Genomic DNA, 26,725 nt, shown 5'->3' with positions numbered 1-26,725 from the left:
GATGAAATGCTGTGCTTGCGGGGCGGAAAAATGCGACCTCGTTTACCACTATCCGGCACCCGCGATTACATCGCTGTCGACCATTCTTGAGGTCGACACGCGCGTCTACATCTGCTCCGCGTGCGGGCACATGCAGTCCGCCGATCTTCCTGACGTGCAGAAATTCTATGACACCGAATATCAGATATCGCTGACGTCAGAGGATGCCGATCAGCTCTACGATGTTGTGGACGGCGTGCCGGTCTACCGGACGCAGTATCAGGCGGGGCTGATCCTCGATTTCGTCGATCTCCCCAAAGGGGCCGCCGTGCTCGACTATGGGGCGGCGAAGGCAAAATCGCTTTTCCGTCTGCGCGAGCGGCGCCCCGACATTTCGCCGCATGTGTTCGATGTCAGCGAGGATTACCGTTCCTATTGGCAGGAATGGGTCCCCAAGGAACAACAGTCTACCTATTCCGCTCCGGCGGGGTGGAATGGCCGCTTCGACCTCATAACGGCCCATTTCGTTCTCGAGCATGTTCGCGAGCCGGTAGAAATTTTCTCGGACATTGCGCGACTTCTCTCGCCGACCGGCCGCTTCTTCTTTTCCGTTCCCGATGTGCTGGGGAACCCGGCCGACATGATTGTTGTCGACCATCTGAACCACTTCACCCAGACTTCGCTCCCTGTTGCGCTTGATCGGGCAGGTATGAAAATCGAACGGATCGACACATCCAGGCTGCGCGGGGCATTCGTCGTTGTCGCCGTGTTTAAGGAGGTCGGGGAGAAAGCCGCGCTCTCTGCGCCCGCGGAAGTCGATTTGCAAATTCAGTCGCTCAAAAAGTGTTGCGATGCCTGGCATGCGGCAGAGAAATTCGTCGCCGATGCGCAATCGGGAAGCGCGGGCAAGAAGGTGGCGATCTACGGTGCGGGCGTTTACGGGACTTTTGTCTATGCCCGCATTCGAAACAATGGCGGTGCCGTTTGTTTTGTAGACCGCAATCCGCATGTGCACGGCCGCGATCATCTGGGCGTCCCTGTCGTGCCGCCGGAAGCGCTATCCTCCGATATCGGAATTCTCTATGTTGCGCTGAATCCCGCAATAGCGCGCAAGGCGATGGCCGATCTGGGGCTCGATCAGCGCAAGGGTTTGGAACTGGTCTATCTCAGTTAGACTTACGGTTGATCAGCGAGAGACCAATCTCGCGCAAGGCGCGACGGGCTATCTTGCGGTAGCCATAGCAGCGATCGCTTGTATATCTTTCGATCATTCCTCTCAGGCGTTTCAGTTGCTCCGGCGTGAAGTCCTGTTGCTTCGCCTCATCGAGGCAGAATCGCCTGAACAGGCGCCGCAGTTCCAGCATGTGCCTGTAGGGCGGCCGCACGCGCGCGGGCCGATGCTGGATCGTCTGGGTCAGGGAGGCGGTGTTCGTTCCGGCCAATGTTCCCCGAATGATTTGCGTGTAGATCGTCAGATGATCGGATCCCCACCCATGTGGATAGTGTGACCAGGCACGGCCAAACGCATTCTTGAGCTCTTCCCTGCGCCACAGAGCGTAGAACCAGCTGGGCGGCGCCTCGCGCAGCAGGAGCGAAATTCGCTCGAGCCGGTCGTCCGGAATTGGGCTCGGCCAGCGAGCTTCGCCATAGGCCCGGCCGTCTTCGTGCAGCGAGACAACACGGGGTACTGCGAGGCCAATACCGGGATCGGCGCGAAAAAGACGATGCAGTTCCTCAATGAAATTTGCGGAAATGAAATCGTCATGTGCAAGCCAGAAGAAAAATTCCGTTCTCGCGGCATCCAGGACATCGAGAAAATTGTTTGTTGGCCCCTTGTTCTCACTTTGCCTGAAATATTTGAACCTCGTGTCGGTAAGGCAGAAGGATTCAGCAATTTCCCTGGTGCCGTCGGTTGACGCGTTGTCATAGATCAGCGCAACGAAGTCATTCTCCGTCTGGCTCTGGACCGATAGCAGGCAGCGTTGAAGATACGCTTCACCGTTATAGACGGGGATACCGACAGTCACTTCTGGCATGGAGAGAGCCTGGGCTAAACTTTCAATATCTGTTTAAGGGCGTCCGCAACGCGCTGCACCAGTTCCTCGGTCATATGGTATCCGGAGGGAAGGTTGACGCCGTATTTTGCGATCGTCTCGCCAACCGGTTGGGCTGGCATATGCGCGGATGACGCTGGCCGGTCGGCAAAGGCCGGGAGGCTGGACAGCGGCGAGAAGAAGGGCCGCGTGTCGATCTTCCGTCCACGGAATCCATCCATCAGTGCGAACTTGTCCAGTCCGAACGAGGGTTCGGGAATGACCGTCACCATCCAGTAGGAATTGAGCGTGCCCTGAGGCTCGGCATTGAGCGTGATGCCGTCGAGGCCGTTCAGCGTCTCCCTGTACCAGTTGAATATCTCCCGCTTCCTGGCGATCAGTTCCTCCACGCGCTCGATCTGTGCAAGCCCAAAGGCCGCCTGCAAGGCGCTCATCTTGTATTTGAAGCCAACCTCCGTATTGAGGAAGAGCTTGTCGCCCGGTGGGCGCCCATGATCTCGCAACGTCATGACGCGCTGATGGAGATGATCGTCATTGGTGACGAACATGCCGCCTTCGCCCGTCGTCAGCGTCTTGGAGCCGTGAAAGGAGAAGACGCCGGTGTCGCCAAGCGCGCCCGCCTTCCTCCCCCCATATTCCGACCCGAGCGCTTCCGCCGCGTCCTCGATGAGCAGCAGGCCGTGCCGCTCCGCAATCCGCCGCAACTCGGACCAGTCGGCCATCGAACCATAAAGGTCCACGCCGATAATGGCTTTCGTTCGCGCCGTAGTGGCGGTCTCGACCGATCGGGGGTCGATGCACCAGGTATCCTTCTTGATATCGGCGAAGATGGGGGTCGCGCCGACATAGACGACCGGTGCGACAGACGCAATCCAGGTCACGTCGGGAACGATGACCTCATCGCCGGGCCCGATACCGGCCGCCGCCAGCGAAAGATGGATGGCGGCCGTGCAATGGGGAAGCGAGACGGCATGCTTCACGCCGACATAGGCGGCGAAAGCCTCCTCGAACCGGCGATTATACTCGTAATGATTGCTGAACCAGGCATTGCGGGCTGCGTCGGCAACGTACGCGATCTCCCGTTCGGTAACCCACGGGCCGGCGACGGGAATCACCTCTTCATTTTCGCTCAACTCAGAATCTCCGGTATTCAGACCGGAGCTATTCTAGACCAATGCGCGAAAAGTCGATATCGGGATAAAAGCTTCTGTATTCGCGGACAATCTGCTTCTGGTGCTCGGGAAGGGAGGCGCCTCTGCCGGGGCGGCCCACATTTTTCCGTTCCTCGGAAGGGTTTGTCCATTGCACCGCTGCCCGTATCGTTTCGGGGTCAGTCGTATGCCCGGCCCGTTCGAGGATGCGGGTAACGGCTTTCACCGGATCAGAAATAACCTCCTCGTAGCAAAGCCAGAGGGCATCCTCGCATTGCGTCCAAGAAACATAGAAGTTGATGTACCACGGGATCACCATCTGCACGATCATGTGGTCGAGCTCTCGGTCATCCATCTCAAGGTGATCTTCAAGGACATAGGCCATTGGACCCCGGATGGACTCGCGCCGCCAGTGGTCGCGGATGCTGACCACGCAATCGAAAATGTTGCGCACCAGCACGACGGGCGTCAGCTGAAACGTCTGGATGGCTTCGGCTGTTCTCGAGTGGTAACGAACGTGCTGTTGGGAAATATAATTGTACTTGCTCTTGCGGATGGCGGCGCGGAAGTTGATTTCCTGTTCTTCGCGCGCAGCGCCGCTCACCAGCGATGTCCGCCGGAAATTTGGCAACCGCCCGATTGAATTCGACAAATAGGTCGATCCGCTTTTCGGCATACAGGCGAGGAGAATGTGTGTCCGCGGTGCCGTCTTCATGACGATGTTGTGAGCAGCAACATCGAATAGGCCTCTGAAGGCTTGTCCAAGCGTCGTCATGTTTATCCAACGGTTGTTGTCAACACGTGTGATACGCATGCGACCGAAAGTTCCGTCGGCCAGCGCCCTTTCTTAATTGCGCATTTTTCCGCGCAGCGAAAGAAAAAACACACCCCGGAAGGAAATTTCCGGGATGTGTGAACCGTTTTGAACTGAAATATCCTGGGCGATTGACGAATCAGGGTCTCAAAACGACACGCCCCATGATCGTTCCGTTGCGCAGGTCGTCGAGCGATTTGGAGCCCTGTCCAAGCGGACGCTCGCTGACGGGAATCGGGTCGATCTTGCCCGCCCTCACCAGCTCCATCATCTCCTTCGTCTCGCAGAGCGAGCCCACATAGGAGCCGCCGATGGAGATGGCGCGCATCGGAAAGAGCGGGATCGGCATGGAGAAGCCACCGCCAAACAGGCCGACCACGATCACCTGGCCGCCCTTGCGCACGACGCTTGTGGCGAATTTGAGCGAGGCTTCCGATCCCACGAAGTCGACCGCCGCGGGGACGCCGCCATTCGTGTCGGCGAGAACCTTCTTGATCGCTTCCGGGTCTTTCGGGTTGTAGACCTCATGCGCGCCGGCGCCGCGCGCGGACTGCAGCTTGTTGTCATCCACATCGGCGCCCAGCGGTGCAGCCGGAAACAGTGCCTTCGCGAACTGCAGGCCCATCATGCCCACACCGCCAAGGCCGACCACCATCACCCGTTCTTCAGGGCTGATGTCGCCGAGTTTCTTCATGGCGCTATAGGCGGTGAGGCCGGAGCACATATAGGTAGCGGCAAGGCCTTCCGGTACGCCCTTGTAGTCGAGCAGGTAGCGCGGATGAGGCACAAGGACATGCGTCGCATAGCCTCCCGCGACCTGAATGCCGAGGTTCCTCGGCTTGTTGCACAGATGTTCATCGCCGCGATTGCAGGTCGGGCACTCGCCGCAGCCGATCCACGGATAGGCAACGAAACGCTGTCCGATGGAAACGTCCTTGGCGTCCGGCCCCACAGCCACGACCTCGCCTTCGATCTCGTGGCCGAGCGTGAAGGGCAGCTTCCGTCCGCCGCGCACATCGAGCTTGTTGCCGCCGCCCATGTCGAAATGCCCGTCATGGATATGCACGTCCGAGTGACACACGCCGCAATGCGTGACTTTCAGCAGCACTTCGCTGCCCGTGGGCTGCGGCGTTTCGCTTTCGATGATTTCAAGCGGCTGGCCGTATTCGACGATGGCTTCGGACTTCATGGGATTGCCTCCGGGCACGATTTTTCTCGATGTCGTTGCGTGTCAATTTCGCACGGGCCGAGCTGGTCCACAACCGCGCGATAAGCTATTCGCCTGCGGAAAAGTGCCGCGCAAGGGCGCAGAACTGTTCAACGCTCAATTCCTCGGCCCGCTGCGTCGGGTTTATTCCCGCCCCTTCGATCATCGGCGTGGGATCGCCGCGTCCGAGCGATTTCAGGGCGGCTCGCAGCATCTTGCGCCGCTGCCCGAAGGCGGCCGCAACCACTTGCTCGAGCGCCGGCAGGTGTGCCTCGGCCAGCGGCTTGTCCCGGGGTATCAGCTCCACGATGGAAGAAGTCACGGAAGGCGGCGGCGTAAAGGCCCGGCGGTCGACATCGAAGACGATGCGAGGCTTCGTCCGCCACTGGGCGAGCACACCAAGCCTTCCATAGGCCTTGCTGCCGGGCAGGGCGACGATCCGTTCCGCCACCTCACGCTGGAACATGAGGGTAAGACTCTCATACCAGGGCGGCCATGGATCGGTCTGCAGCCAGCCGACAAGCAGTGGTGTGGCGATGTTGTAGGGCAGGTTGGCGATGATGCGGGCGGGCGCGGTCACGAGGCTCCGCATATCTGTCTTCAAGGCATCCGCCTCTATGATGACGAGACGGCCGGGATAGGCCAGCGAAATCTCTTCGAGCGCCGCGATGCAGCGCCGGTCGCGTTCGATGGCGACGACGCGCCTTGCGCCATTGTCGAGCAGCGCGCGCGTCAGGCCGCCGGGTCCCGGCCCGATTTCGAGCACGTCATGCCCTTCGAGCGGACCTGCCGACCTTGCAATGCGCCCCGTCAGATTGAGATCGAGCAGGAAATTCTGCCCGAGCGACTTCTGCGCGGAGAGCCCGTGTTTTGCGATCACCTCGCGCAGCGGCGGCAGATTGGCCGGTTCGCCGCTCATGCACGGGCCCGGCAGGAGGCAATCTGGCCAGCCATATGGATGGCCGCAATCAGGCTGCCCGGATGCGCGATGCCCTTGCCCGCAATGTCTAGCGCCGTGCCATGATCCGGAGAAGTCCGCACGATCGGCAATCCGAGTGTCGTGTTGACGCCATTCTCGAAATCGATGGTCTTGAGCGGGATCAGCGCCTGATCGTGGTACATGCACAGCACCGCGTCATAGCTCTGGCGGGCCGCGGCGTGAAACAGCGTGTCGGCGGGCAGGGGGCCGCGAAATTCGGTTTCCGGGCAGGCAGCTTTCAACTTTTCGATGGCGGGCGCGATGATGTCGATTTCCTCCCGCCCCAGCCGGCCTTCCTCGCCTGCATGCGGGTTGAGGGCGGCAACGGCGATACGCGGACGCGAAATGCCGAAATCGGCTTTGAGCGCAGCGGCTAGAATGATGCCCTGCTCGGCGATCGCCTCGCCCCGAAGCGAAGCGACAGCACCTTTCAGCGATTGATGCACGGTAACGGGGATAACGCGCAGGCCGGGGCAGGAGAGCATCATCACCGGCGTCATTCCGCCGCAAAGGGCGGCGAGATATTCGGTGTGACCAGGAACGCTGAGCCCCGCGTCATAGAGCGCACGCTTGTGAATGGGATTGGTGACGACGCCTCCAGCTTTCCCGGCGAGCGCCTGCTCGGCTGCAAGATCGATCGCCCGCATCACGGCAGCCGCATTTTCCGGCGCGAGGCGCCCGGCCTGCGAAGCTGCCGCAAGCGGCACCGGCAGCACGGGCAAGGCATCGGGAAACAGCGCATGCGTCTCATCCGGATCGGCAATTTCGCGAATTTCGCAGGCGAGGCCGGCGCGCTTCGCCGTGGCGCTGTAATGCGCCGGATCGCCGATTGCAAAAAAAGGCGGTAAGGGCGCAGATCGGGCGGCCGCCCATGCTTTCAGCGTGATTTCCGGGCCGATGCCGGCCGGCTCGCCCATGGTCAGCGCCAGAGGCGGAACTTCTAGCGCTGCCATGCTTTCCACCGTCTGTACCAGCCTAGGTCGGCCATGCCGGAAGTTGGGCCGGTGGTGCGGAAATTAGCGATAGACGACAACCGCATCACGGCGCAGATCGCGCAGATGGCGACGGCTCATCATCGAAAGCTGCTGCTCGAAAAGCGTATTGTCGATCTGCTCGCGTGTCGGCATTTCGCCTTCTGCCGCCCGGTGCCCGCAAACGACAATCATCTCGACGCCGCGATCGGAACGGATAGGTTCGCTTGCCTTGCCGACGGGCACGCCGGCGATGGCCTGCCTGACGCGCGGATCGAGCTGCCCGGCAATTGCCTGCTGGCGAGGACTGGCAACGCCGCTCACATATTTCTTGATCTGCTGCTCGGCGTCGTCACACGACGAAATGCTGTTGCGGAACTCGTTCACTTCGCGCGCCCTGCGGTTGACGGCTTGCGGGTCCGCATCCGGCGTAAGCGGAAGGAGCACCTGCATCAACTGGTATTGATCGCGCATCGGGTCGGCGCCTGTGCCGGATTGCATCGCCCGCAACGCAATGATGTAGAAGCCGTTCAGCGTACGGATTGGGTCGGACACCATGTCGGGCTGCATTTGCGTCACGACTTCCCGCACACCTTCAGGCAACTGGCTTGAATGAACCCAACCAATGTCGCCGCCATTGGCCGCCGAAGCGGACTGGCTGAATTGCCGTGCAACGGCTTCGAAGGGAGCCCCCTGACGGATTTGGTCAGCCAGACGCTGTGCACCGGCGGAAATTTCGTCTGCATGCCCCGGATTGTCGAACGAGATCAATATTTCGGAAACCAGATAACGCGGCTCCCCGGCTTCCTCCTGCAGACGGCGCATCACTTCGTTGATCTCATTTTCGCCGACAGTCACCATTGGGCCAAAGCGCTGCTGCATGGCCCGGTTCCATGCCATGTCCACCCGAATTTGCTGCTCGAGGGTCGCCCGCGAGATGCCGCCCTCCTTTAGCGTCTCGGTAATCTGGTCCGGCGTCATGTTCGAGCGCTGCGCGATACGCCGGAACGCTTCGTCCACCTCTTCCTGGGAAACGGTAATGTTCAGGCGACCGGCTTCTTGCGCTTTCAGATATTCGTCCACCAGAGAGCGAAGCACCTGCCCGCGGATGCGCCCGATATTTTCGGATGTGTTCGGGATGCCTGAGCTGAGCAGCACCAGCTTGACGCGCTGATCGAGGTCGTAGGAGGAGATGACAAGATCGTTGACGACAGCCGCGATGCCCTGCGTGTCAGACGTCATGGTCACGGATGGCGCGGGCCCAGGCGCCGTCTGCGCGACCGCAGATGCGGCGGGGAGCGTCGCAAGCCCGGCGAACAGGGCGGCAACTGGAACCAGGCGGGAAAGCCGCAAAATGCCTTTCGGCACGGGGAATGCGTCGTTTTCAGTAGGGGTCATCGCGTCTTTCTTGTGGGGGCGAACAGCCCTCCGCTTGCCAGCTCCGTCGGGCCGACAGAATACTTGAAACAGGGGCCCAATCAACCAGCCAAATATTGCGAAAATCCTGCCTTTTTCAGCGGTTTGAGGCGGCTTCTCGATGACGCGGCTAATTCGAGTCGACCGACCCCGATGCGCTGGCCGAACCCAGTGTCTTGAGCGTGATTCTCAGGACGATGGCGCGGTCGGGCTCGATGTCGCGATCGCGGTAGAAGGATTGAGAATAGCCGAGCGACACGTCGATGCATTCGTCCTCATAACCGATACCGATCCGGTTGGAGACCGACCGGCTGTTCGCAAGATCGCGCCTGACCTGTCCGAAAACGCGCCAATACTCGCTCAGATTGACCACGCTGCCGGCATAGATTTCTTCGCGCGGCTGGAAGGCCAGCGTCTGGTCCGCCGCGAAATAAGCATAGCCGAGTTCGGCCATGACAGGGCCTTCGCGCCCCATTAACGACACTTCGTTACGGCGGATCTTGTAGCGTTCATCATCAAGGCGGAAGCGGTAGACCGCCATGTAATCCTTGTTTGGAGACACCATAATCCGGCCGACATAGTCGGACGACTGATCCCTGAGCCCAGTTGGGGCTGCCAGACTCTGGTTGTCCTCGATGCGGAAACTCTGCCCGAACATGGCATTTGCCTGTCCACCGTCTGCGGTGAAGATGGAATAGCGAAACCCGACATTGGCCCGCGCGCCGGTTTCCCATTGATCGAGGCCGGTGAAGCGGTTGTCCGAAAACAGATTTGTGTCGTCGAACTCGAAGCTCAATGAATCCTCGTTCGGAATCTCGACCGTATTGCCGACATTCGGCGAATAGATGACCTGCACGATCGGCTCGAACACGTGGCGCGTCCCGCCTTCGGCACGGATGAGCGGGTAGCTCCACTCCGCCCCGATAGTCGGCAAGCCGCGCGCAATCGTCGCCGTGTCAAAATTCGTACCGGGCAGCGCCGGATTGGGTACATCCTCGACTGAATAGATGTCGCCGCGCAGATTGGCGAAGTAATGAAGCACAAAGCCGTCGCGCGTCGTATCGCGGCGATCCCAGCTGATGGTGCTGGAAATACGCCGTGACTTCGCGCCAACCTTGCGCTCGAGAACCATCGCATTGGCGGAAAAGCCGACGCGGCCACCCCAGAACTGCTCGGGGTGGGAGTAATTGTATTGAAGTATGGGGGCGACCCAGGGTGTCGTGTCAGCGCTGTCGGTCGCGAGCAGTCCCTGGAAATAATAGGCATCGGCCGTAAAGCTGTTTCGGCCTTCGGCGTAGCTCGCATTGATATTGCTGATGAGGTCCGTTGCGCCGGACAGTCCGTATTTGCGAAGATAGGTGTCGTCGGTCGTTAGTTCCGAGCGGAAACCCCAGCTCCAGTTTTCGTCAATGCGGAACCGGCCGTCGCCGAACAGGCTGCCACGGAAGCTGTCGTCCGCAGGTGTCCCGGGGGTGCGAGTTTCGGGCCATGTCGCCGTTCCGAACATCCCGATCTGCCCGCTTTCGAAGCGCTGCCGGTATTCGCCCTGATAGACTGTGCCTTCCTTCGTCGTGAATCGCGGAATGAGAGTGACGTCCTTGTCGGGGCTGATCGCCCAGTAATAGGGAATTTCGACCTGCTGCCCAAGCTCCGTTGAACTGGAAAGGCTGGGCGGCAGGAAGCCGGATTGCCTCTTTACCGTCGGATCGGGCTGCGAAAAGTACGGAATGTAGAAGACCGGAATGCCGAAGAATTCGATGAAGGCGTCTTCGTAGATGATCCGCTTTTCTTCCTGATTATGGATGACGCGGAAGGCCTTTATCTGCCAGAGCGGCTTGGTATGCCCCTTTTCTTCGCATATGTCGCAGGCCGTGTAGACGCCGCGGTGAAGCGTCGTCATATTGCCGCCGCTCCGCACGACGCTCGATCCTGCCATCCGCGAATTGTCGGACAGCAGCACTCGTAACGTATCGATGACGCCATCGCGCATTTCATTGCGCAAGATCAGTTGATCGGCAAAGGCAACATCGCCTTGCGGGTCGAGCAGCGCGACGTTGCCATCCGCCTTCACGACACCCGTCTTTTCGTCGTAGGTCACCCGGTCGGCAAGCAGCACACGCTCGCCATAGGCCAATTCCACATTGCCTGAAGCCGTGACCACCCCGGATTCGCGGTCATAGGTAAGCTCGTCAGCCTGCATGAGCACTTCCCCGGACTGGGGAAAGGCCGCCTGCCGGGGCGGAGCATCTTGGGCACTTGCCGGATGCGCAAAAAGGGCCGTGAACACGGTTGCCACTGCCAGCAGAACGCCGCGCCGCACCCCCCCTGAACCCATCGAAACCCCTTGGACCACCTTTGCCCGCCCCCCGGCTGCACATGAGAATCGCCTGACACGGCAGGCATGAACTCGATTTCTAACCGTCTTCGAGGTGAAAGAGAACCGCAAGACCTAAAAGCATCACCACGATGGAAGGTGCCCAGGCTGCGAGCGGGCTCGGCAAAATGCCTGAAAGGCCCAGCGCAAGCGACAAATTGCCCAGGAAAAAGACCACAAAACCGGCGGCAATGCCGCCGATGACCATGGTCAGCATGCCGCCCATGCGGGTAACGCGCATGGAAAAGACCGCGGCCACCAGCACCATGGTGCAGAGCATGGCAGGCGTGGCCAGAAGTTGATGAAAATAGATGTGATACCGCCGGGCGGAGAAGCCGGCCGCCTCGGCCGTCGCAATGAAATGGGGGAGGTCCCAGAAGGAAATCGTCTCCTCGCGGGCAAAACTTTCCTCGATCTGCTGCTCGGTCAGCGAGGTTTCCTGCTGGTAAGTCTCGTATCGCCGCGGCTGGTCGCCCACCATCAGCGCCCAGACATCCGTCAACTCCCAGTAGCCGGGCCTGAGCGCGGCTGTCCGCGCATCGATCCGGCCCATGAAATCGTTGCCGTTGCCATAGAGATAGATCGTGACGCCGCTGATGGAGAAGCCGGTTCCATCGATGCGTTGCGCGTGAATAACCGACTGTCCTTGCGGATCGGCCTGACGAAGCCAGAGCCCGTTTGCCGATACGGTGACGAAGCTCGTGCGCTGCTCGAGATACCGGGTTTCGAGCTGTCCAAAGCGCGCGGTAAGGGTCGATGCCACAGGGTTGTAAACGGTGATGACAAACGCACCCAAGATGAATGCGACCGCGAGCGCCGGCGCAATGAATTGCCAGACCGAAACACCGGCCGCACGCGCCACCACAAGCTCGTTGTTGCGGCTGAGATTCAAGAATGCCGCCATGCCGCCGAAAAGAACGGCAAAAGGCAGCGTCCGCGATCCGTTTCTCGGCACCTCCATCAGCGCCATCAGCGCCAGGAGGTCGAAGGTAACACCGGGTTTTCCGGCGCCACGCCGCAAAAGCTCTACAAGCTCGATGATGTAAATGAGTGCGACGAAGATCCCGAAAGTCAGGAGAACAACGGTTAAAAACTGTCTGGCGAGGTAAATCGACAGCGTCCAGGAAAGGTTCATTGTGTTGACCCCTCCTTCCCGAAGCGTCTGAAAAGTCTGCGTTGGGTAGAATGCCACGCCTGGTCGAAACGGGTGCCGGCGATTATTGCGATGCATATGCCGCTTACGCCGATCGGCAGAAGATACATGATCGGCACGAGGCGAAGATCCTGCGTGGCGGCATTGGCTATCGCAAAACCGGCGATCCTGACGCCAAGTGCAGCCGCCGCCGCAATGGCAAGGCGGGCGGCATACCCCCTGCGGCTGAACGGCGCGGGCAGCAGGGCCGCGAGTGCAATCAATGCAAGTGTTACAGGATAGAGTCCTTCGACGAGCCGCTCATTCGCATCGGCCAAAAACTTTGTGCGGTTCATCTGTGCATAGGCGTCGTCGGCCTGCGGGTTGATGAGTTCGCGGAAGTATCTCTCCCGGCTTTCGAATGTCACTGTCTGCCGGTCGTCCATATATTGCGAAAGGTCGTAGGTATATTTGTCGAAATAGAGAATGGTTGCAGGGTTCGTCGAGTTGCCCTCTCGTGAGACACGCTGGATGCTTCCGTTGAACATGACGAACAGCAAGCCGTCGCCTTGGTCGATCAGGCTGCCCGACTCCGCCATATAGGTGATCGGTTCTTTTGGATTGCGCCCGTCGTGAACCAGAATGCCGTGCGTAGACCCGTCGGAATGCCGCTCGCGGACATAGACGGTGAGCCCCTGCGCCGGATTGTTGAACATGCCCTCGCGTATCATGGCGGTCGCGACATCGCTGCGAATTTCGAAGAGCCGGGTTCTCAGTTCCCGCAGGCCCGCCGGTGCCACATAGACAGAGAAGGAAAGGATAAGGAGCGATGTGACGGTGGCGACGGCGATGATGGGCATGGCAATCCGCGCACGGCTGACACCCGCTGCATACATCACCACGACTTCGCTATCTCCGATCAGCTTGTTGAGCGCGTAGAGCACTGCGCAAAACAGCGATACCGGCAGCACGATCATCAGGGTGCCGGGCAAGGCGAGCGCCGTCAGTTCAAAGAAGGTAAGAAGGGTCTGCCCCTGGGTAATGAGAACGTCGAGCATCCGCAGCGCCTGCGTCAGCCAGATGATGCCTGTGAGCACGAAGCTCGCCACGAGGAACGGTCCCAGCGTCTGCAGAAACAGGTATCTCGACAGTTTCGTCGGCATGAATACGGCTTCCTCGACGCTTCGGCGCATCCGGGCGCCCGCTTCGGGGGCAGCCGGCAAGGTCTTGTATCGGCGGCTTTCAACAGGCGCCGATTGGTTTAGGATACGCAACGGAGTCCCGAGGCGCTGCAGGAAAGGGTTATCCCATTTTGCCGCTGGGGAAAAGGCTGGGGCCGGACACGATCCGGCCCTGTCTGCGGAGTTCAATGCCCGGTTCTGGTGCCGGGGACAAACTGGAGAGGCCCTGAAATGAATATCGCTTTCGCCGACATATCGCTTGCCAAGCCCGGCGCACTGGCAGTGCTGGTGACCGAGGGGGCGACGCTGCGCGGCGTTGCAGCCGATCTTGACGGCAAGCTGGGCGGCGCCTTGAAGCGCGCCGTCAAGGCGGCAGGTTTCACAGGCAAATCCGGTTCGGTGCTTGAAGTCGTCGGACCGCAGGGCGTGTCCGCCACCCGAATTCTGCTGGCAGGCCTCGGGAAGTCCGCAGACGTTTCGGCGGCAAATCTGGAAAAGGCGGGTGGCGAACTTGCCGGCCGTATCGGGAAGGCAAACGAGGCATCGCTGTCGATCGTACTCGATGGCATTTCCGCGCCGAAGCTGACGGCGGCGGAAGCGGCGGCTCGCGTCGCCTTCGGCGCACGGCTGCGTTCGTACAACTTCGACAAATACAAGACGAAAAAAAAGGACGATGGTAAGAAGACCGAATTGAAGTCCATCACCGTCATGACGCGCGCCGCCGCTGCCGCGCGCAAGGATTACGGCACGCTCTCCAAGGTCGCTGACGGCATGGCGCTCGCGCGCGATCTCGTCAATGAGCCGCCGAACGTGCTCTTCCCCGGCGAATTTGCAAAGCGCGCCAGGGCGCTCTCAAAACTCGGCGTGAAGGTCGAAGTGCTTGGCGAAGCGGCCATGAAGAAGCTCGGCATGGGCTCGCTGCTCGGCGTCGGCTATGGCAGCCAGCATGAAAGCCAGCTCGTCGTCATGCGCTGGATGGGCGGCAAGCAAGGCGAAAAGCCAGTCGCTTTTGTCGGCAAGGGCGTCTGCTTCGACACGGGCGGCATCTCGCTGAAGCCCGGTGCCGGCATGGAAGACATGAAGGGCGATATGGGCGGCGCGGCCTGCGTGACGGGCCTCATGCACACCCTCGCCGCGCGCAAGGCAAAGGTGAATGCGATCGGCGTTATCGGCCTCGTCGAAAACATGCCGGACGGAAAGGCGCAGCGCCCCGGCGACATCGTGAAGTCGATGTCCGGTCAGACGATCGAGATCATCAACACCGATGCCGAAGGCCGCCTCGTGCTGGCCGACGCGCTCTGGTACACGCAGAATCGTTTCAAGCCGAAATTCATGATCGACCTCGCAACGCTTACCGGCGCGATCATGATTGCGCTCGGCAAGGAATATGCGGGTCTCTTCTCGAACGACGACAAGCTGTCGAAGCAGCTGACGGAAGCGGGCGAGGTGGAAGGCGAGAAGGTCTGGCGGATGCCGATGGGTGCCGTCTATGACAAGATGATCGACTCGCGCTTCGCAGACATGAAGAATGTCGGCGGCCGCGATGGCGGCTCGATCACGGCGGCGCAGTTCCTGCAGCGTTTCGTGAACAAGCTCCCCTGGGCCCATCTCGATATTGCCGGCACCGCCATGGCCTCGCCGCAGACTGCGACCAACCAGAGCTGGGGCTCGGGCTGGGGCGTGCGCCTGCTCAACAGGCTGGTCGCCGATCACTATGAAAAGTGAAGGTGAGGGGTGACGGAAGTCCTGTTCTATCACTTACAGAACGTACCTCTCGAGAAGGTGCTGCCGCAGCTTCTCGAGAAGTCGCTCGAACGCGGCTGGCGCGCTATCGTGCGCGCCGGCGGCCCCGAGCGGCTGGAGGCGATCAATTCGCTCCTCTGGACCTATAGCGACGACAGTTTTTTGCCGCATGGCACAAGGCAGGATGGACCGGCCGAACTCCAGCCTGTCTTCCTGACGGTCGAGAACGAAAACCCCAATGGAGCCAATGTTCTCTTTGTTGTGGACGGAGCCGAGCCCGGCGATCTCACCCCATATGAACGCTGCGTGCTGATGTTCGACGGGCGCGACGAGGCAGCGCTCGGCACGGCGCGCGAGCACTGGAAGCGGCTCAAGGCCGAAGGCCATGACGCAACCTACTGGCAGCAAAGCGAGCAGGGCCGCTGGGAAAAGAAGGCCTGAGTGCAACGGAATTGGGCGTATCGCTATTCAATTGAGATAGATTGATCGCCTGTGGCCTCTGGCTCATGATGCGTGCGGATCAAACGGGGGGTACATCATGCCGAAATGGTTGAAGGTGGTGCTTGGCGCTATCGGTGTTCTGCTGGTGGTGGGCGGTGCAGCCTATTACTGGTTCATCGTCGAAAGCACGATGCCGTCCGATGCGGAATATGCCTTCGATATCGGCGAGGTGCGCCGCGCCGTGGCCGCCGTGCCGGGCGACAAGCCCCGGAGCGTCGAGGTCGAATGGGTTGCATCTTTCAGCTTCCCTGCCACGGCGATTGTCGCGGGCGACGGCTGGTCGAGCCGCGAAATGCCGGTCTACAGCTTCCGCCTCGTCTATCCCGACAAGAGCGCCATCATCGACACGGCATTGAGCGAGGAGCTTGGCGGCAGCAATCTCGCCGCCTTCAACGCCGATGCATTCGAGCGGATGAACAAGGCGATGGAGGAAGCCTCGCTCATCGTTATCACCCATGAACATATGGATCACATCGGCGGCATCACCGAGCATCCGAACCTTTCTGCCATCTTGCCGCAAACGAAGCTGACCGAAGAACAATTGTCGCAACCGGGGCGCAGCTTGCCTGCGCGTTTTGCAGAAGGCGTGCTCGACGGTTTCGTGCCGCTTGCCTATGACAGACTCATGGTCATCGCGCCGGGCGTCGTTCTCATAGAGGCGCCGGGGCATACGCCGGGCAGCCAGATGGTCTATGTGCAACTGCAGGATTATTCCGAATTTCTTTTCGTCGGCGATGTCGCCTGGCAATACCGCAACATCCTGACCCAGCGCCAGCGCGCCCGCCTCGTCACGCAGGTCTTCCTGAACGAGGATCGCAAGGCCGTGTTCGGCCAGCTTGCCGCGCTTCATGCATTGAGCGAAGCGGAACCCGAAATCGCCATTGTGCCGGGACATGATGGCGAGATCGTCGGCCAGCTTGTCGAGGCCGGCCGATTGACGGAAGGTTTCTCGCTCACGGCGGATTAGTCCGCCGCGGCTGCTTCGTAGGCGGCGCTTGCTTCGAGCCATTTGTCTTCGGCCGAGGCAAGTGCCTTCAACGTGTCGGCGCGCTCCTTCGCGGTCGCGGCCATCGCGGCGGGATCGCCCGCGACCTTCGGCTCCGCGAGCTTCGCATCGAGCGTTGCGATGACCTGCTGCAGCCGGGCGATTTCCTTTTCCGCTTCCTGCGCCTTCTTCTTCAGTGGCGCAATCTGCTCGCGCTTCTGCGCGGCAAGGCGGCGAGCCTCTCGCTTGTCCACCTGCGCGCGTGGCGCTTCGGCAACGATTTCCTCGCCATCCTCCGCCACCAGAGGCTTGATGCGCCGTGCCGGATCGAGAAGCCATTTGCGGTAGTCGTTGAGGTCGCCGTCATAAGGCGCGACTGTGCCGTCCGCCACGAGCCATAGCCGGTCGGCGCAGGTCTCCACCAGATGCCGGTCATGCGAAATCAGAATGAACGCGCCGTCATATTCGTTGATCGCCATGACGAGCGCCTCGCGGCTGTCGACGTCCAGATGGTTCGTCGGTTCGTCGAGGATGATCATGTGCGGCTTGTCGAATGTCGCAATGGCAAAGAGGAGCCGCGCCTTCTCGCCGCCTGAAAGTTTCTCGACCTTCGTGTCGGCCTTGTCCGCGCCGAAGCCGTAGAAGCCTGCGCGGGCGCGCACCTGCGCGATCGTCGCGTCCGGCATCAGCTCGCGGAAATGCTCGTAAGGCGTCTCGCCCATATTGAGCTCGTCGAGCTGGTGCTGCGCGAAATAGGCGATGCGCAGCTTCTTCGAGACATATTTATGCCCCGCCGTCACGCGCAGCCGGTCGCAGAGGAGCTTCGCGAATGTCGATTTGCCATTGCCGTTCGCGCCAAGCAGCGCAATGCGGTCGTCCTGGTCGATCCGGAGATCGAGCCCGCTCAGAACAGGTTTGTCCGGCTCATAGCCGACGCTTGCATATTCAAGCCGGATGATCGGCGAGGCGAGCGGCTTTTCCGGCGCGGGGAAGTGGAAGGGTAGCACGCGCTCCTGCAGCACATCGGCAATGGGCTCCATCTTCGCGAGCGCCTTCATGCGGCTTTGTGCCTGCCGCGCCTTGGAGGCCTTCGCCTTGAAGCGCTCGATGAAGCTTTCCATGTGGCGGCGCGCATCGTCCTGCTTCTTCTTCATCGACAGCTGAAGCATCAGCTTCTCGCGCCGCGTCTTGTCGAAGCGGTCGTAATTGCCGGTATAGAAAGTGAGCTTCTGGTTCTCCAGATGCAGGATGTTCTGCGCCACATTGTTGAGCAGGTCCTTGTCGTGGCTGACGATGAGAACCGTATAGGGATAGCTCCGCAGATAGTCCTCGAGCCAGATCGTGCCTTCGAGATCGAGATAGTTGGTCGGTTCGTCGAGCAGCAGCAGGTCGGGCTCGGAAAAGAGCACACCGGCCAGCGCCACGCGCATCCGCCAGCCGCCCGAAAAATCCGAGCAGGGCCGGGCCTGCGCCGCCTCGTCGAAGCCGAGGCCGGAGAGAATGGTGGCTGCGCGGGCCGGGGCCGCATGGGCGCCCATATCGGCCAGCCGCATGTGAATTTCGGCAATCCGGTTGGGGTCGGTCGCGGTCTCCGCTTCCTCCAGAAGCGAGGCCCGCTCCTTGTCGGCGGCCAGCACCGTATCGAGCAGGGAGGTCGGCCCGGCCAGCACCTCCTGCCGGACCATGCCGATCCGCCAGTTCTTCGGATAGGAAATGCCACCGCTTTCCGGTCCGTATTCCCCGGTTATGAGCTTCAGAAGGGTGGATTTGCCGGTACCGTTGCGGCCGACAAAGCCCGTCCGCTGCCCCGGCGGTATGGCCGCGGTGACCCGGTCGAGGAGGAGGCGCCCCTCCATTCGGAAGGTGAGATCGTTGATATGAAGCATGGTGAGCGGGCTTTTAGCACTCGCGGTTGCCCGCGTCACCAAGCCCCGCTATAAACCGCGCCAAATCTTCCACCTGCACAATTTGGGAAAGCTGAGCATGGCCCTCGAACGGACCTTCTCGATCATCAAGCCGGACGCGACCCGGCGGAACATCACCGGCAAGATCATCGACCGCATCGAAAGCGCAGGCCTCCGGGTCATCGCCTCGAAGCGCATCCACATGTCGAAGGCGCAGGCCGAAGGCTTCTACGCGGTCCACAAGGAACGCCCCTTCTTCAACGATCTCGTTTCCTTCATGATTTCGGGCCCGGTCGTGGTCCAGGTTCTCGAAGGCGAAAACGCCATCGCGAAATACCGCGAAGTCATGGGCGCGACGAACCCGGCCAATGCCGATGCCGGCACGATCCGCAAGGACTTCGCCGAGTCGATCGAGGCGAACTCGGTCCACGGCTCCGACGCCGCGGAAACGGCTGCCGAAGAGATCAAGTATTTCTTCAAGGACGAAGAAATCGTCGGCTGATTTTATTGGCCGCTGAATTCGTAAAGCCCCGCTGGAAACGGCGGGGCTTTTTTGTGGCTCTCGCATCTATAAAACTCCGTCATGGCCCGGCTTGTCCGGGCCATCCACGTCTTTCTTCGTGGCTCGGTCAGCTAAGACGTGGACGGCCCGCATAAAGCGGGCCGTGACGAAAATTATTGACGTTCAAATTCCCGGCACAAACAACGGCGCCGTCGCTTCCGCGCCATCGGCATCGCTCAGCACCACATGCTCGCCCACGACGCGGGCCTCACCGTTGACGACGAGCCTGAGCGCCAGCGGATAGAGCCTGTGCTCGGCTTCGAGAATACGCGCGGCGAGCGTCTCGGCCGTGTCGCCGGGCAGCACGGGCACTGCTGCCTGCGCCACGATCGGCCCTTCATCCATTTCCGGCCGCACGAAATGCACCGTGCAGCCGGTGATCTTCACGCCCGCATCGAGCGCGCGCTGATGCACATGGAGCCCCTTGAAGGCGGGCAGCAGGGAAGGGTGGATATTGAGTTGCCGGTCGCGCCACTTCTCCACGAAACCGTCGGAGAGAATCCGCATGAAGCCCGCATTGCAGACGATTTCGACACCTGCCTTGGTCAGCGCATGGTCGAGTTCCGCGTCGAATGTCTCGCGGCTTGCAAATTCCTTGTGGTCGATCACCAGCGTCGGGATGCCTGCCGCTTCCGCGATAGCAAGCCCCGCCGCGCCCGGCCGGTTGGAGATCACGAGCGCGATCTTTCCGCGAAAGTCCGGTTCGGCGCAGGCCTCGATCAGCGCCTTGAGGTTCGAGCCGCGGCCCGAAATGAGAACACCGATCTTCACGCCTTGCTGCCCAATGCGCCTTTGACGCTGACGCGCGGCGCGCCCGCCGCCGCTTCCGTCAGGCGGCCGATCCGCTGCACCGTCTCGCCCGCATCGGCAAGCACAGCGGCAACCTTGTCGGCTTCGTTTTCGGCGACGACGACGACCATGCCGATACCGCAATTGAAGGTCCGGCCCATTTCCGCATCCTCGATACCGCCCAGCGCCATCAGCCAGCGGAAGACGGGTGGCATCGCCCAGGACGCGCCGTCGATCTCCACATTGATGCCGTCGGGCAGTACGCGCGGAATATTCTCGACGAAGCCGCCGCCGGTGATATGCGCCATCGCCTTCACGGCGCCCGTCTCGCGGATCGCGCGCAGCATCGCCTTCACATAGATGCGCGTCGGCGCGAGCAGCGCCTCGCCGATGCTCGCCCCGTCGCCATGCGGGAAGGGCGCCGAATAGGAAAGCCGTTCGTCCTCCACGATCCGCCGCACCAGCGAATAGCCGTTGGAATGGAAGCCCGAGGAGGAAAGGCCGAGCAGCACATCGCCGGGTGCAACATCGCCCCGCGGCAGGATCTGGTCGCGCTCGACAGCACCCACGGCAAAGCCCGCAAGGTCGTAATCGCCCTTGGCATACATGCCGGGCATCTCCGCCGTCTCGCCGCCGATCAGCGCGCAGCCGGCCTGGCGGCAGCCCTCGGCAATGCCCGAAACGACATCGCGCGCCACATCCACATGAAGCTTGCCGGTCGCGTAATAGTCGAGGAAGAAAAGCGGCTCCGCGCCCTGCACCACAAGGTCGTTGACCGACATGGCCACAAGGTCGATACCAACTGTGTCGTGAATATCGGCCTCGATCGCGACCTTGAGCTTGGTGCCGACGCCATCATTCGCGGCCACCAGCACCGGGTCCTTGAAGCCGCAGGCTGCGAGGTCGAACAGCCCGCCAAAGCCGCCCAGAGCCGCGTCGGAGCCGGTCCGCTTCGTGGAAGCGGCCAGCGGGCCGATCGCCCGCACAAGTTCATTTCCGGCATCGATATCGACGCCGGCCGCCGCATAGGTGTAGCGGTTCGGACGGTCCTTCGGGGGGGTGGGGGCCATAAGGTCTCTCAAGGGACTCAAGGGGGTCTCGGAAGCGCTCAAATCACCCGAAATCGCCCCCACGCGCAAGAGAAAGACGAAAAAGCCCGGCAAGCTGTCTTCGCCGTGGCGCGCGGTTGTTGTACTGTGCCCCGAGGCGGCTTGTTGAATCGCCAAATACCTCGACGGATCAAGGCTCTATCCATGATTTCTGCATTCAGGCTTTGGTGCGCGGCGCTTCTGCTCGCTACCGGTTTTGCGGCTTCGGCGGGCGCTGCCGACATTTTCACGGTCCGCGGCATCCATGTGGACAAGACGGCCGACAGCGCGACCGCCGCCCGAACGGCGGCTCAGGCCGAGGGCCAGCGCCTCGCCCTCACCGCCATGATGCGGAAGCTGACCCTGCCCGAAGACTGGCCGTCACTCCCGGAAGTCGATGAGGCAGCCGCTCAGAATGCGGTCCGTGGCTTTCAGGTCGCGAACGAGCGGACCAGTTCGACGCGCTATATGGCGGAAATGATCGTCAGCTTCCAGCCGGAGGCCGTCCGGCGCCTGCTGCGCGGCGCGAACGTTGCCTTTGGCGAGACGCAGGCCCGCCCCGCGCTGCTGCTGCCGGTTTTGCACCGCGACGGGCAATTGATCCTTTGGGAGGACGACAACCCCTGGCGCGGTGCCTGGGCCTCGCTCGAACCGGGCGACGAGATGACGCCGCTCATCCTGCCGATCGGCGAAATCATGGAAATCAACTCCGTGCCCGCCGCGACCGCACTCTCGGCCAGCGAGGATGCGCTCACGGCACTGACGAGCCTTGCCGCAAATTACGGCGCGAATGAAGTCATCGTCGCCGAAGCGACACCGGGCGAGGGCGGATTGCGCGTCACGTTGACGCGGCGCGGCGGCATCGGCGCAAGCGAGCCGCTCAGCAGCACCTATGACCGGCAGGGCCGCGAGATGGGCGACCTCATGAAGGCCGCAGCCGCCGACATGCTGAATTCGCTTTCCACCCAGTGGAAGCGCCAGATCATCGTCCGCGACGGCCGTGTTTCCACGATGGTGGTTCAGGCCGATTTCGCAAATCTCACGGAGTGGGAGAGCATCCGCAAGGGTCTCACTTCCACGCCGCTTGTGCAGGGCATGGAAGTATCCGGCATTTCGTCGCGCGCTGCCGAAATTCGGATCTCGCACAAGGGCAGCACCGAAATGCTGGCGCTCTCGCTCGCGCAGCAGAATGTGGAATTGTCGCGAGCCGATGCAGCCGGTATGGAGGCCGCCCAGGTCGATCCTTCCGGGCCGGCGGCGGCGTCAGCGCCTCGTTGGCGGCTCGCGGTCAGGCGTTAATTCTTGGAAGGGTCTCGCATGAGCATCCAGCGGCAGGCGCTTATATGGGCGGCGGTCATTGCGGTTTTCATCGCGCTGACATGGGCGCTCAAGAGCATCCTGCTGCCTTTCGTTGCCGGCATGGCGATCGCCTATTTCCTCGATCCGTTGGCAGACAGGCTGGAGAAATACGGTCTGTCGCGGCTCGCGGCGACGGCGTTGATTACAATCTTCTTTCTGATCGTTACCGTGGTCTTGCTGATCGTGCTGGTGCCGGTTCTCTACAATCAGCTCATAGCTCTCGCCGAAATCATGCCGCGCCTCATGCAGAGCGGTCAGGAATGGCTCATCACGGTCGGCGATGGCCGTCTCGGCCGCTTGCTCGGCGTACATGGCACCGACGTCGAAAAGGCCATATCGGACAGCCTCGGCGGTTCGCTCGATTGGCTGGTGAAATTCGTTTCGTCGGTCGGCTCTCAGGGGCTGCAATTCGTGGCCCTGATTTCGCTTGTCGTGGTAACGCCGGTCGTCGCCTTCTACCTCTTGCTCGATTGGGACCGCATGGTCGAAAAGATCGACGGATTGCTGCCGCGCGATCATCAGGAAACGATCCGCAGGCTGGCGCGCGAGATCAATGAAGTGCTGTCGGGTTTCATTCGCGGACAGGTCATCGTCTGCGTGGTGCTTGGGCTGATCTATGCGGTGGGGCTCACGCTGGTCGGCCTCCGCTTTGGATTGATTGTCGGCATTATCGCCGGGATCATCAGTTTCATCCCCTATCTTGGAACGATCGTGGGCTTCGTTATCGGCGTGGCGCTCGCGCTCTTCCAGTTCGGGTTGGATTTCATGTCGGTCGGCCTCGTGGTCGCGGTCTTCGCTGTCGGCCAGTTCATCGAGGGCAATTTCCTGTCGCCCAAGCTGGTTGGCGACCGCGTGAAGCTGCACCCCGTCTGGGTCATGTTCGCGATCTTCGCCTTCGCTGCCCTGTTCGGATTTGTGGGTGCGCTGCTGGCGCTGCCCATCGCCGCCGCGCTCGGCGTCATTACGCGCTTTGGCATCTCGCAATACAGGAAAAGCCAGCTCTATCTCGGCGCCTCGCCCGGCCACATCATCCCGCCGCGCGATACCGGCAGTTGAGTCATGGCACGGCAGCTCGTTTTTGAACTCGGCCACAGACCGGCTTCGGGCCGCGAGGATTTTCTCATCGCGCCGTCGAACGAGGCTGCCGTGGCGCTGATCGACGCCTGGCCCGACTGGCCAGACAGGATCGTCGCTCTGTCGGGCCCCTCGGGCAGCGGCAAGACGCATCTCGCCGAAGTCTGGCGCATGGCGAGCGGCGCCGTCTCGCTTCGGCCCGACATGCTGGCGAGTGCCGATATTCCAGGTCTTGTCGCGCAGCGTGCGATCATCCTCGAAGATCTGGAAACGCTCACTTCGAAAGGCGAGCGCGCGCTCTTCCATCTCCTCAATCTGGTGCGCGCGGAAGAGGCGTTTCTCCTCATCACCTCCCGCGAAGCACTGGCGCGTCTGCCGCTCGCGCTGCCAGACCTCACGTCGCGCCTCAAGGCCGTACCGCAAATCGAACTCGGTCCGCCCGACGATGTGCTGCTCGCGGGCATTCTTGTCAAACTCTTCGATGACAGACAGCTGCGCGTCACGCCGGCCGTGGTCTCCTATCTCGCAAGCCGCATCGAACGCTCGGTCAAGGCTGCACGGGAGGCCGTTGCCGAACTCGACATCGCCTCTCTCTCCGGCAAGCGCCCTATCACCGTACCGCTCGCCGCCGAAATTCTCGGCCGTCAGGGCGAAATGCCGCTCTAGCCTTCTCCGCGGCGGAAGCGGCCGCGCGCAGCCGCCGAAAGAAAGAGCCATGTGCCGATGGCTAGATAGGCGGCATATTCCGCCGCCATCGCAAGCCATCGCATGTCATGGACAAGATATTGCGTTGTCTCGATCAGGCAGACTATGGCCATGCCGCCATATCCGAGGGTCACGGCAAAGGGTGTTCCCCGCCAGCGAAGGACGAAGCCCGCGAGAAATGCAGTGGCGGCGGCAATGACAGACATCCAGTGAAAGAACAGCATGGGACGGGGGAACAGCGGATTGGCGACGGCTGGCCAGGGCACGGTCCCGAAAATCCACTCGGAAAGCCCCATCAGCGCCCAGACAAGAAGCCCCAAATGGAGCAGCACAAGCCCTGCCATAACGGCCCGCCCGAAGGAAATCCCTCCCATAGCCGTGCCTCCCGAAGGTTCCGCGCCCATCCTAACCGGATTTGGCATCCGGGTTACTTCCGGTTTTGCTCCAGCGGTCATGACTCGGTCATATCTTTGTCTTAAACTTGAGCGATAGCAGCGACTTATTCCCGTTTTTGCAGAAGTGATCTCATGACCAGCGCCCCGCAGAGTCCTGCCGCCGTCCCGCCCGCCGAAGAGGCGCTACTTCCGGTTGTCGTCCGGCAGGAGCCGCATATCGGCATGGACAGCCCGGATCGTTTCATCAACCGGGAAGCCTCATGGCTCGCCTTCAACCTTCGGGTGCTGGAAGAGGCGCAGAACATGAACCACCCGCTGCTTGAGCGGCTGCGCTTCCTGTCCATCTCCGCCTCGAACCTCGACGAATTCTTCATGGTCCGCGTCGCGGGTCTGCGCGGGCAGGTCGGTGCCGGCGTGACGACGCTGAGTCAGGACGGCTGCACGCCTGCGCAACAGCTCGACCTCGTCAACTCCATGGCGAACGATCTGATGCGCGAGCAACAGCGCCAGTGGGTCGCGCTGCGCAAGGAGATGCGGGAAAACGGCATTGCCGTGCTCGAGCCGGGCGAAGTGACTGCCGAGGAATTTTCCTGGCTCGAAACGCGCTTTCTCGAGCAGGTATTCCCTGTTCTGACGCCGCTCGCCATCGATCCGGCCCATCCGTTCCCCTTCATTCCCAATCTCGGTTTCGCGCTGGCGCTGCAGCTCCGCCGCATATCGGACGGCAAGCTGATGGATGCGCTGCTGCCCGTGCCGACCCAGGTGGAACGATTCATACGCCTGCCCACGAGGGACGGGGATAGCGATATCCGCTTTGTCAGCCTCGAAAACATGATCGGGCTTTTCCTCGACCGCCTGTTCCCGGGCTACAAAGTGATCGGACAGGGCGCGTTCCGACTGCTGCGCGACAGCGATATCGAAATCGAGGAAGAAGCCGAAGACCTCGTGCGTTATTTCGAAAGCGCGCTGAAGCGCCGCCGCCGCGGCAGCGTCATCCGCCTGAAGATAGAGGCGCGCACGCCGGATTCGCTCCGCCAGTTCGTGGTGCATGAGCTTGGCGTCAGCGAGCGCGAACTTGTGTCGGTCGAGGGTCTGCTTGGCCTCGCCCAGACGAGCCAGCTCATCGTCGATGACCGCCCGGACCTCAAATTCACGCCCTACAATGCCCGTTTCCCGGAGCGCATCCGCGATCATGGCGGCGATTGCTTCGCGGCGATCCGCTCGAAGGACATCATCGTCCATCATCCTTACGAGTCGTTCGACGTCGTGGTGCAGTTCATCCGCCAGGCGGCGGCCGACCCCGATGTCGTCGCGATTAAGCAGACGCTTTACCGGACCTCGAAAGACAGTCCCATCGTGCAGGCGCTGATCGAGGCGGCGGAAGCCGGCAAGTCGGTGACGGCGCTTGTGGAACTGAAAGCCCGTTTTGACGAAGCGGCCAATATCGTCTGGGCGCGCAATCTGGAGCGCGCCGGTGTGCAGGTCGTGTTCGGCTTCATCGAGCTCAAGACCCACGCGAAGATTTCAATGGTGGTGCGCCGCGAGGGCGGACATCTGCGCTCCTATGTGCATTTTGGCACAGGCAACTACCACGCGGTCACGGCGAAGATTTACACCGACTGTTCGATGTTCACCTGCGACCAGCGCCTCGCGCATGATGCAGCGCAGGTCTTCAACTACATCACCGGCTATGCCGAGCCGAAATCGCTGGAGCTTCTGGCGGTTTCGCCGATCAACATGCGTTCGCGCCTGATCGGCGATATTGACGCGGAAATCGACCACGCAAAGGCGGGCCGTCCAGCCGCCATTTGGGCTAAGATGAATTCGCTCGTCGATGCGCAGATCATCGACAAGCTGTATGAGGCGAGCCAGGCCGGTGTGCAGATCCATCTCATCATTCGCGGCATATGCTGCCTGCGTCCGGGCATTCCCGGCCTCTCCGAGAATATTCGCGTGAAGAGCATCATCGGCCGCTTCCTCGAACATTCGCGTATCGTCTGCTTCGGCAATGGCCACGGCCTGCCCAGCGACAAGGCCAAGGTCTATATCGCCTCCGCCGACTGGATGCCGCGCAATCTCGACCGCCGTGTGGAAGTGCTGGTGCCGATCCTGAACCCGACGGTTCACGACCAGGTGCTGGACCAGATCATGGTTGCCAATCTGAAGGACAACCAGCAGAGTTACGAACTTGAGCCGGACGGCGTCTATCGCCGAATCGCCGTGAAGGAAGGCGAGGAGCCTTTCAACGCTCATACCTATTTCATGAACAATGCGAGCCTTTCCGGGCGTGGCACCTCTCTCAAGAAAAATCTTCCGCCCAAATTCGACATCAAGTCGGCATAACTCTATCTTGCGGCAAACG

23 protein-coding genes are annotated in these 26,725 nt (G+C 61.3%); 9 read left to right on the top strand and 14 right to left on the bottom strand.

What is annotated here, in order from left to right; all coding sequences use genetic code 11:
• Nucleotide 1 precedes the first annotated feature (1 nt).
• Nucleotides 2-1,153 carry a methyltransferase domain-containing protein gene (locus ACK4FH_RS13810; protein ID WP_409814719.1) on the top strand — a complete coding sequence of 384 codons (1,152 nt, stop codon included), beginning with the start codon at nt 2-4 and terminating at the stop codon, nt 1,151-1,153.
• Here ACK4FH_RS13810 and ACK4FH_RS13805 read toward each other — a convergent pair.
• The 10 genes from ACK4FH_RS13805 to lptF all read right to left on the bottom strand — a co-directional run bounded on the left by ACK4FH_RS13805 (nt 1,146) and on the right by lptF (nt 13,240).
• Nucleotides 1,146-2,015, bottom strand: coding sequence for a glycosyltransferase family 2 protein (locus ACK4FH_RS13805; protein WP_409814716.1), 870 nt, complete (start codon nt 2,013-2,015; stop codon nt 1,146-1,148). The two genes, ACK4FH_RS13810 and ACK4FH_RS13805, sit on opposite strands and share 8 nt — an antisense overlap.
• Nucleotides 2,016-2,029: 14 nt before the next feature.
• Entirely contained in the window at nt 2,030-3,166 is a 1,137-nt protein-coding gene (locus tag ACK4FH_RS13800; protein ID WP_409814713.1) for a DegT/DnrJ/EryC1/StrS family aminotransferase, read from the bottom strand.
• Nucleotides 3,167-3,194: 28 nt separating this feature from the next.
• Nucleotides 3,195-3,998, bottom strand: a complete 804-nt coding sequence (locus ACK4FH_RS13795; RefSeq protein WP_409814711.1) for a sulfotransferase domain-containing protein — start codon at nt 3,996-3,998, stop codon at nt 3,195-3,197.
• A 139-nt stretch (nt 3,999-4,137) separates the two neighbouring features.
• Nucleotides 4,138-5,187 carry an alcohol dehydrogenase gene (locus ACK4FH_RS13790; RefSeq protein ID WP_409814708.1) on the bottom strand — a complete coding sequence of 350 codons (1,050 nt, stop codon included), beginning with the start codon at nt 5,185-5,187 and terminating at the stop codon, nt 4,138-4,140.
• Between the two features lie 85 nt (nt 5,188-5,272).
• The gene (gene rsmA, locus ACK4FH_RS13785; RefSeq protein ID WP_409814706.1) at nt 5,273-6,124 is read right to left on the bottom strand and encodes a 16S rRNA (adenine(1518)-N(6)/adenine(1519)-N(6))-dimethyltransferase RsmA; all 852 of its coding nucleotides are present in this window, start codon (nt 6,122-6,124) and stop codon (nt 5,273-5,275) included.
• A complete protein-coding gene (pdxA, locus tag ACK4FH_RS13780) occupies nt 6,121-7,137 on the bottom strand; it encodes a 4-hydroxythreonine-4-phosphate dehydrogenase PdxA (RefSeq protein WP_409814704.1) in 1,017 nt (338 codons plus the stop codon). Before pdxA ends, rsmA begins: the two co-directional genes overlap by 4 nt.
• 63 nt (nt 7,138-7,200) lie before the next feature.
• Nucleotides 7,201-8,553: a peptidylprolyl isomerase gene (locus tag ACK4FH_RS13775; protein ID WP_409814701.1), complete on the bottom strand. Its 1,353-nt coding sequence runs from the start codon at nt 8,551-8,553 to the stop codon at nt 7,201-7,203.
• A gap of 148 nt (nt 8,554-8,701) precedes the next feature.
• A complete protein-coding gene (locus ACK4FH_RS13770) occupies nt 8,702-10,771 on the bottom strand; it encodes an LPS-assembly protein LptD (RefSeq protein ID WP_409814699.1) in 2,070 nt (689 codons plus the stop codon).
• Nucleotides 10,772-10,985: 214 nt separating this feature from the next.
• Complete coding sequence (gene lptG, locus ACK4FH_RS13765) at nt 10,986-12,080, bottom strand: LPS export ABC transporter permease LptG (RefSeq protein ID WP_409814698.1); 1,095 nt, start codon at nt 12,078-12,080, stop codon at nt 10,986-10,988.
• The gene (gene lptF / locus ACK4FH_RS13760; protein ID WP_409814697.1) at nt 12,077-13,240 is read right to left on the bottom strand and encodes an LPS export ABC transporter permease LptF; all 1,164 of its coding nucleotides are present in this window, start codon (nt 13,238-13,240) and stop codon (nt 12,077-12,079) included. The genes lptG and lptF overlap by 4 nt, the downstream gene beginning before the upstream one ends.
• A gap of 249 nt (nt 13,241-13,489) precedes the next feature.
• Here lptF and ACK4FH_RS13755 point away from each other — a divergent pair, with 249 nt between their 5' ends.
• The 3 genes from ACK4FH_RS13755 (at nt 13,490) to ACK4FH_RS13745 (ending at nt 16,469) form a co-directional block, all read left to right on the top strand.
• Complete coding sequence (locus ACK4FH_RS13755; RefSeq protein ID WP_409814694.1) at nt 13,490-14,983, top strand: leucyl aminopeptidase; 1,494 nt, start codon at nt 13,490-13,492, stop codon at nt 14,981-14,983.
• Nucleotides 14,984-14,992: 9 nt separating this feature from the next.
• Nucleotides 14,993-15,442, top strand: a complete 450-nt coding sequence (locus tag ACK4FH_RS13750) for a DNA polymerase III subunit chi (protein ID WP_409814691.1) — start codon at nt 14,993-14,995, stop codon at nt 15,440-15,442.
• Nucleotides 15,443-15,539: 97 nt separating this feature from the next.
• On the top strand, nt 15,540-16,469 hold the full coding sequence (locus ACK4FH_RS13745; protein ID WP_409814689.1) for an MBL fold metallo-hydrolase: 930 nt from the start codon (nt 15,540-15,542) through the stop codon (nt 16,467-16,469).
• On the opposite strand, the gene ACK4FH_RS13740 is transcribed toward ACK4FH_RS13745, so the two are convergent.
• On the bottom strand, nt 16,466-18,373 hold the full coding sequence (locus ACK4FH_RS13740; protein ID WP_409815324.1) for an ATP-binding cassette domain-containing protein: 1,908 nt from the start codon (nt 18,371-18,373) through the stop codon (nt 16,466-16,468). The genes ACK4FH_RS13745 and ACK4FH_RS13740 overlap by 4 nt on opposite strands.
• A 97-nt stretch (nt 18,374-18,470) precedes the next feature.
• On the opposite strand from ACK4FH_RS13740, the gene ndk reads away from it, so the two are divergent.
• Nucleotides 18,471-18,893: a nucleoside-diphosphate kinase gene (ndk, locus tag ACK4FH_RS13735; protein ID WP_409814687.1), complete on the top strand. Its 423-nt coding sequence runs from the start codon at nt 18,471-18,473 to the stop codon at nt 18,891-18,893.
• Between the two features lie 183 nt (nt 18,894-19,076).
• Here ndk and purN read toward each other — a convergent pair whose 3' ends face one another.
• Complete coding sequence (gene purN, locus ACK4FH_RS13730; protein ID WP_409814684.1) at nt 19,077-19,724, bottom strand: phosphoribosylglycinamide formyltransferase; 648 nt, start codon at nt 19,722-19,724, stop codon at nt 19,077-19,079.
• The gene (purM, locus tag ACK4FH_RS13725; RefSeq protein ID WP_409814681.1) at nt 19,721-20,812 is read right to left on the bottom strand and encodes a phosphoribosylformylglycinamidine cyclo-ligase; all 1,092 of its coding nucleotides are present in this window, start codon (nt 20,810-20,812) and stop codon (nt 19,721-19,723) included. The genes purN and purM overlap by 4 nt, the downstream gene beginning before the upstream one ends.
• Before the next feature lie 183 nt (nt 20,813-20,995).
• Between purM and ACK4FH_RS13720 the strand changes: the two genes are divergently transcribed.
• Genes ACK4FH_RS13720 through ACK4FH_RS13710 form a run of 3 tightly spaced genes read left to right on the top strand, consistent with a single transcriptional unit; the run spans nt 20,996 to nt 23,929 of the window.
• On the top strand, nt 20,996-22,129 hold the full coding sequence (locus tag ACK4FH_RS13720; RefSeq protein WP_409814678.1) for a DUF2066 domain-containing protein: 1,134 nt from the start codon (nt 20,996-20,998) through the stop codon (nt 22,127-22,129).
• Nucleotides 22,130-22,147: 18 nt separating this feature from the next.
• Nucleotides 22,148-23,245 carry an AI-2E family transporter gene (locus ACK4FH_RS13715; protein ID WP_409814675.1) on the top strand — a complete coding sequence of 366 codons (1,098 nt, stop codon included), beginning with the start codon at nt 22,148-22,150 and terminating at the stop codon, nt 23,243-23,245.
• Between the two features lie 3 nt (nt 23,246-23,248).
• Entirely contained in the window at nt 23,249-23,929 is a 681-nt protein-coding gene (locus ACK4FH_RS13710; RefSeq protein WP_409814673.1) for an HdaA/DnaA family protein, read from the top strand.
• Here the strand turns inward: ACK4FH_RS13710 and ACK4FH_RS13705 are convergent.
• Entirely contained in the window at nt 23,926-24,342 is a 417-nt protein-coding gene (locus ACK4FH_RS13705) for a hypothetical protein (RefSeq protein ID WP_409814670.1), read from the bottom strand. The two genes, ACK4FH_RS13710 and ACK4FH_RS13705, sit on opposite strands and share 4 nt — an antisense overlap.
• 153 nt (nt 24,343-24,495) lie before the next feature.
• Between ACK4FH_RS13705 and ACK4FH_RS13700 the strand changes: the two genes are divergently transcribed.
• Entirely contained in the window at nt 24,496-26,706 is a 2,211-nt protein-coding gene (locus tag ACK4FH_RS13700) for an RNA degradosome polyphosphate kinase (protein WP_409814668.1), read from the top strand.
• Nucleotides 26,707-26,725 lie beyond the last annotated feature (19 nt).

This window comes from Parvibaculum sp., assembly GCF_046297875.1.
In the GTDB taxonomy this organism is placed as follows: domain Bacteria; phylum Pseudomonadota; class Alphaproteobacteria; order Parvibaculales; family Parvibaculaceae; genus Parvibaculum.
The sequence above is the reverse complement of the archived record's forward strand: the minus strand, read 5'-3'. Positions and strand labels throughout refer to the sequence as shown.

What these genes read in the sequence shown, in the direction of transcription:
- ACK4FH_RS13810 (WP_409814719.1), top strand. Translation starts at nt 2, where the DNA reads ATGAAATGCTGTGCTTGCGGGGCGGAAAAATGCGACCTCGTTTACCAC.
- ACK4FH_RS13805 (WP_409814716.1), bottom strand. Translation starts at nt 2,015, where the DNA reads ATGCCAGAAGTGACTGTCGGTATCCCCGTCTATAACGGTGAAGCGTAT.
- ACK4FH_RS13795 (WP_409814711.1), bottom strand. Translation starts at nt 3,998, where the DNA reads ATGCGTATCACACGTGTTGACAACAACCGTTGGATAAACATGACGACG.
- ACK4FH_RS13790 (WP_409814708.1), bottom strand. Translation starts at nt 5,187, where the DNA reads ATGAAGTCCGAAGCCATCGTCGAATACGGCCAGCCGCTTGAAATCATC.
- rsmA (WP_409814706.1), bottom strand. Translation starts at nt 6,124, where the DNA reads ATGAGCGGCGAACCGGCCAATCTGCCGCCGCTGCGCGAGGTGATCGCA.
- pdxA (WP_409814704.1), bottom strand. Translation starts at nt 7,137, where the DNA reads ATGGCAGCGCTAGAAGTTCCGCCTCTGGCGCTGACCATGGGCGAGCCG.
- ACK4FH_RS13775 (WP_409814701.1), bottom strand. Translation starts at nt 8,553, where the DNA reads ATGACCCCTACTGAAAACGACGCATTCCCCGTGCCGAAAGGCATTTTG.
- ACK4FH_RS13770 (WP_409814699.1), bottom strand. Translation starts at nt 10,771, where the DNA reads ATGCAGGCTGACGAGCTTACCTATGACCGCGAATCCGGGGTGGTCACG.
- lptG (WP_409814698.1), bottom strand. Translation starts at nt 12,080, where the DNA reads ATGAACCTTTCCTGGACGCTGTCGATTTACCTCGCCAGACAGTTTTTA.
- lptF (WP_409814697.1), bottom strand. Translation starts at nt 13,240, where the DNA reads ATGCCGACGAAACTGTCGAGATACCTGTTTCTGCAGACGCTGGGACCG.
- ACK4FH_RS13755 (WP_409814694.1), top strand. Translation starts at nt 13,490, where the DNA reads ATGAATATCGCTTTCGCCGACATATCGCTTGCCAAGCCCGGCGCACTG.
- ACK4FH_RS13745 (WP_409814689.1), top strand. Translation starts at nt 15,540, where the DNA reads ATGCCGAAATGGTTGAAGGTGGTGCTTGGCGCTATCGGTGTTCTGCTG.
- ACK4FH_RS13740 (WP_409815324.1), bottom strand. Translation starts at nt 18,373, where the DNA reads ATGCTTCATATCAACGATCTCACCTTCCGAATGGAGGGGCGCCTCCTC.
- ndk (WP_409814687.1), top strand. Translation starts at nt 18,471, where the DNA reads ATGGCCCTCGAACGGACCTTCTCGATCATCAAGCCGGACGCGACCCGG.
- purM (WP_409814681.1), bottom strand. Translation starts at nt 20,812, where the DNA reads ATGGCCCCCACCCCCCCGAAGGACCGTCCGAACCGCTACACCTATGCG.
- ACK4FH_RS13720 (WP_409814678.1), top strand. Translation starts at nt 20,996, where the DNA reads ATGATTTCTGCATTCAGGCTTTGGTGCGCGGCGCTTCTGCTCGCTACC.
- ACK4FH_RS13715 (WP_409814675.1), top strand. Translation starts at nt 22,148, where the DNA reads ATGAGCATCCAGCGGCAGGCGCTTATATGGGCGGCGGTCATTGCGGTT.
- ACK4FH_RS13710 (WP_409814673.1), top strand. Translation starts at nt 23,249, where the DNA reads ATGGCACGGCAGCTCGTTTTTGAACTCGGCCACAGACCGGCTTCGGGC.
- ACK4FH_RS13705 (WP_409814670.1), bottom strand. Translation starts at nt 24,342, where the DNA reads ATGGGAGGGATTTCCTTCGGGCGGGCCGTTATGGCAGGGCTTGTGCTG.
- ACK4FH_RS13700 (WP_409814668.1), top strand. Translation starts at nt 24,496, where the DNA reads ATGACCAGCGCCCCGCAGAGTCCTGCCGCCGTCCCGCCCGCCGAAGAG.